The 4,325-nt window shown below is 63.9% G+C and carries 4 protein-coding genes and 1 pseudogene; 4 read left to right on the top strand and 1 reads right to left on the bottom strand.

Going from position 1 to position 4,325, the window contains the following annotated elements; translation table 11 throughout:
• Window positions 1–233: pseudogene (locus tag RMO81_RS14600) on the bottom strand (amidohydrolase family protein); the annotation flags it as partial.
• Window positions 234–352: 119 nt separating this feature from the next.
• Here RMO81_RS14600 and RMO81_RS14595 point away from each other — a divergent pair.
• From RMO81_RS14595 to RMO81_RS14580, 4 genes are all read left to right on the top strand, one after another.
• Entirely contained in the window at window positions 353–2,113 is a 1,761-nt protein-coding gene (locus RMO81_RS14595; protein ID WP_310476638.1) for an oligopeptide:H+ symporter, read from the top strand.
• A gap of 94 nt (window positions 2,114–2,207) precedes the next feature.
• Window positions 2,208–2,891 (top strand): NnrU family protein, encoded by a 684-nt coding sequence (locus tag RMO81_RS14590; protein ID WP_310476637.1) that lies wholly within the window; start codon window positions 2,208–2,210, stop codon window positions 2,889–2,891.
• Window positions 2,888–3,691, top strand: a complete 804-nt coding sequence (locus tag RMO81_RS14585) for an SDR family NAD(P)-dependent oxidoreductase (protein WP_310476636.1) — start codon at window positions 2,888–2,890, stop codon at window positions 3,689–3,691. Before RMO81_RS14590 ends, RMO81_RS14585 begins: the two co-directional genes overlap by 4 nt.
• A 278-nt stretch (window positions 3,692–3,969) precedes the next feature.
• On the top strand, window positions 3,970–4,325 hold a 356-nt coding region (locus RMO81_RS14580), incomplete at its 3' end, for a DUF4167 domain-containing protein (protein WP_310476635.1).

The following is a 4,325-nucleotide window of genomic DNA, read 5'->3' as shown; positions in this document are numbered from 1 at the left end:
CCTTCGATGAAGCCGGGCAGCAGCGTGTGACCGGGCAAGGCGATGCGCGTGGCACCGGCCGGCACCGCCAGATTGGGCCCGGCCGCCACGATACGCTCGCCATCGACCAGCACCTGCCAGCCGCTGTGCATCACCGCGCCGTCCCACACCCGGTCCGGCGACAGCAGCACGGGCACCGCATCGGCGGGTAGCGGCAACAGGGCGAAAAGAGCGGCGGCGAGGTGGCGTTTCATGACCCAAGCAGACGCTGCGGCGGCGCTGAGGTCAAGTCGGCTTGGCGGACGCGCCATCGCCCGCTATCACCATGGCCAGAAACGGCGCGCCGGGGCCTGGCGCGTGAGGGAGAGACAGTTTGAACAACGAGGCAACCGGCGGCGTGGTCGATACCCGCCCGCAATGGTTTGGTCACCCAGCCCAGCTGGCGCGGCTGTTCACCACCGAAGCCATGGAGCGCTTTGGTTATTACGGCATGCGGGCGCTGTTGACGCTCTATCTCGCCAACCATTTCCTGTTTTCCGACAGCACGACGGCCAGCCTCTATGGCGGCTTCACCGCGCTGGTCTATCTCACCCCGCTGATCGGTGGTTTGCTGGCCGACAATTATCTCGGATCGAAGAAGGCGGTGAAATTTGGCGCCATCCTGATGGCGGCTGGCTATTTCACCCTGTGTTTCGGCGGTGAAGCGGCCAAGCCCTGGGCCAAGATCGACGGCACCCAATATGCTGTGGCCGTGGAAGGCACGGGCGACAGCAAGGCGCAGTTTATCACGCTTGCTGGCCAGAAACTGAAGATCAAGGGCAATGACGATGGCAGCGTGTCGCTGCTTGGAGCGGATGGCCGCGAAGGCCGCCGCGTGCCCAAAGGCGGCTTTGAATCCGGCGGCGAGCGCGATGGCCTGTTCGTCACCATCATGCTGCTCGGCCTGTCGGCGGTCACCATCGGCAATGGCTTCTTCAAACCCAATATCTCGACCATGGTCGGCAGCCTCTATGCCAAGGGCGACAGCCGCCGCGATGCTGGCTTCACCATCTTTTACATGGGCATCAACATGGGTTCGCTGGCCAGCCAATTGGCCTGTCCGTTCCTGGCCGATGCCTATGGCTGGTGGGCGGGCTTTTTGTTGGCCGCGTTCGGCATGGCGCTGAGCTGGTTCCTGATCCAGTTCGCCGGCCCCAAGCTGGAAGGCTATGGCGAGCCACCGGAAGGTGCGCCCAAGCGTGATCTGCTGATCTATGTCGGTGCCATCGCCTTTGTGCCGCTGGTGTGGTTCCTGTTCACCAACCTGATGGCGGCGCCGCCGCCGGTGGAAGGCGCTGGCTTCATGGGTTATCTGATGGGCCTGCCGATCCTGGGCAAGGTGCTGTTTGCCACCTTCCTTGCCTGCGTGGTGCTGATCCCGATCTGGTCTTTCGTTTATGGCAACCGCCAGGAATGGCAGATGATGCTGGCTGCGATCGTGCTGATCGTGTTCAACGTGGTGTTCTGGACGTTGTTCGAACAGGCCGGTTCCAGCCTGACACTGTTTGCCGACCGCAACACCGACAAGTCGATCTTTGGCCTGTTCGAAATCTCGGCCGGCCAGACGCAGTTCTTCAACGCCATCTTCATCGTGCTGCTGGCCCCATTGTTCAGCCTGCTGTGGCAGGCGCTGGGCCGCAGGGGCCTGGAACCGGGCATTCCGGTGAAATTCGGCCTGGCGCTGGCCGGGGTTGGCGGCGGTTTCCTGTTCCTGGTGTGGGGCACGCAGTTTGCCGGCCCGGATTTCAAGGTGGGCATCTGGTGGCTGGCCGGGCTTTACCTCATCCACTCCATGGCCGAACTGATGATCTCGCCGGTGGGCCTGTCGATGGTGACCAAGCTGTCGATCGCGCGCATTGTCGGGCTGATGATGGGGCTGTGGTTCGTGTCCATCGCCTGCGCGCAATATGTTGGCGGGCTGGTGGCGCAGGTGGCCAGCGTGGAAACCGTGGGCGGGCAGGTGACCAACCTCAAGGTCAGTCTGGATACCTATGCCGGCGTGTTTGAAACCATCGGCTATGCCTCGGCGGCGATCGGCGGCGTGCTGCTGCTGATCTCGCCGCTGCTCAAGAAGCTGATGCACGGCGTGAAGTGACCGGCGCCCGCGCACAAAGCGCTTGGCCCGCGGCGCGCGGCGCTGCAACATGGCGGCGGCCGTGGGCCGGAACCACTGCCTGGGGGAGAGGCCTGTGTCGGATCTGATGCTGCTGGCGCTGTTGATGGGCGCGTTCGTGATCACCCACGAGTTGCTGTCACACCCGCTGCGCGCGCCACTGGTGGCGCGGCTGGGTGAAAAGGGTTTTGCTGTTGTCTACTCGCTGGTGGCGCTAGCCAGTTTCGGCGCTGCCGTGCAGCTGTGGCGGCAGATGCCCAAGGAACGGCTGTGGGACACGCCGGCGAGCGCCTATCTGCCGGCGCTGATTGCCATGCTGGTCGCCAGCATCTTCTTTGTGGGCTCGGTCTCGTCGCCCAATCCGGCGATGATGCCGGGCGTGAAGGGCGAACCCAAGGGGCTGCAGCGCATCACCCGCCACCCGATGATGTGGAGCATGGCTATCTGGGCCGGCGTGCATATCATCATGACCGCTGATCCGCGCACTATCGTGCTGGCCGGCGGCATCGGCGTGCTGGCGTTGATCGGCACGGCGTTCCAGGACGGCAAGAAAAAGGCGCAGAACCCGGCCTATGCCGGCCATATGGCGCGCACGTCGCATATTCCGTTCCTGGCCATCATCGGTGGCCGCCAGCCGTTGAACGCGATCTGGCCCGGCCTGGTGCCGGTGCTGGGCGGGTTGGCGCTGTGGCTGGTGATATTGTGGGCGCACCCGCTGCTGATCGGGGTACCGGCTGCTGGTTGGGGATATTTGCAGTGAGCGACGTTGCAGGCAAGACGATCTGGATCACTGGGGCATCATCCGGGATCGGCAAGGGGCTGGCGCTGGCGCTGGCCGCCAAAGGCGCGCGACTGGTGTTGTCGGGCCGCAACCGTGCCGCGCTTGACGACGTGGCCGCGCATTGCCCCGGCAGCATTGTCGAAGCGTTTGAAACCACCGATCTTGATGCGCTGCCGTCGATCGTGGCCCGGGTGGAGGCCGCAACCGGCGGTATCGACTGGCTGGTCAACAATGCCGGCATTTCGCAGCGCAGCCTGGCGCTCGACACGGATTTCGCCGTTTATCGCACCTTGATGGAGGTGGATTTCTTCGCGCCGCTGCGGCTCACCCAGCTGGTGCTGCCGGCGATGGTGGCGCGCAGGTCGGGCCGAATCATCAACAACGCCTCCGTCGCCGGCAAGGTCGGCTCACCGCTGCGCACTGGTTACTGTGCGGCGAAACATGCGATGGTCGGCTGGTCTGATGCGATGCGAGCCGAGATCGCCCAACATGGCGTGCAGGTGCATGTGCTCACCCCCGGCTTTGTGGCGACCGGAATTGGCAGGAACGCGCTGCGCGGTGATGGCAGCCAGAAAGGCGACGGCGCTGATCCGGTGGACGCCGGCATTACCATCCACGAAGCCGCCGAACAGATCATTGCCGGCATCACCAGTGATGTGCCGGAAATTTCAGTGGGCCGCGACGGCGCCGCTGAAATGCAGTTACTTGGCCTGAAGCGGCAAGACCCCGAAGCCTGCTTCAAGCTGATGGCCAGCATGGCGCCTGCTGCAGAGCGCTGAGGCTGGGCGTTATTGCAGGGCGCCGAAGCAGGTTAGGGGCGTCTTGCGTCGTTTTTTCCTTGGCGGATGCCGCAGGCCCGGTTAAAGCATGAGCAGGTATCCGCGCTTTTGCAGCGGACTTCCTTTCGCGCAGCACAGATCGGTCAGCCATTTCGGGGCACAGCCGGTTGCGGTTAACTCAGGCTGATGCCGGGGTCCGGCGCGCGAGAGGCAATTTATCACCCAATCAGCGGCCAATGGATGGCCAGGCAACGGGCCAGAAAACGGGGATTACGAGCTTGATCAGGAACAACCAGCGGCGGCGGCGCGGTGGCGGCAACAATGGCCCGCGCCCGCAGCAAATGGCCGGCGGCAACAACTATGGTGCCCGGCTCGACAATCGCCAGCGCGGCAATGCCACCCAGCTGCTGGAGAAATATCGCGCCCTGGCCCGTGACGCCCAGCAAGCCGGCGACCGGGTGACTGCAGAATATTATCTGCAATATGCCGAACATTATTTCCGCATCCTTGGCGATTATCGTGAGCGTCAGCCCGAAGGCCGCCGTGGCCGTGAAGGCTTTGACGATGATGGCGGGGACAACGACATCGACAGCGCCGATGGCGACGATGATCGCAATGACGATGGTGACGAGCG

Origin of the sequence: Sandarakinorhabdus sp., from assembly GCF_031422795.1 — a bacterium.
Classification (GTDB): Bacteria; Pseudomonadota; Alphaproteobacteria; order Sphingomonadales; family Sphingomonadaceae; genus Sandarakinorhabdus.
Note: the sequence above shows the minus strand (reverse complement) of the source record. Positions and strands in the feature narration are given on the sequence as shown.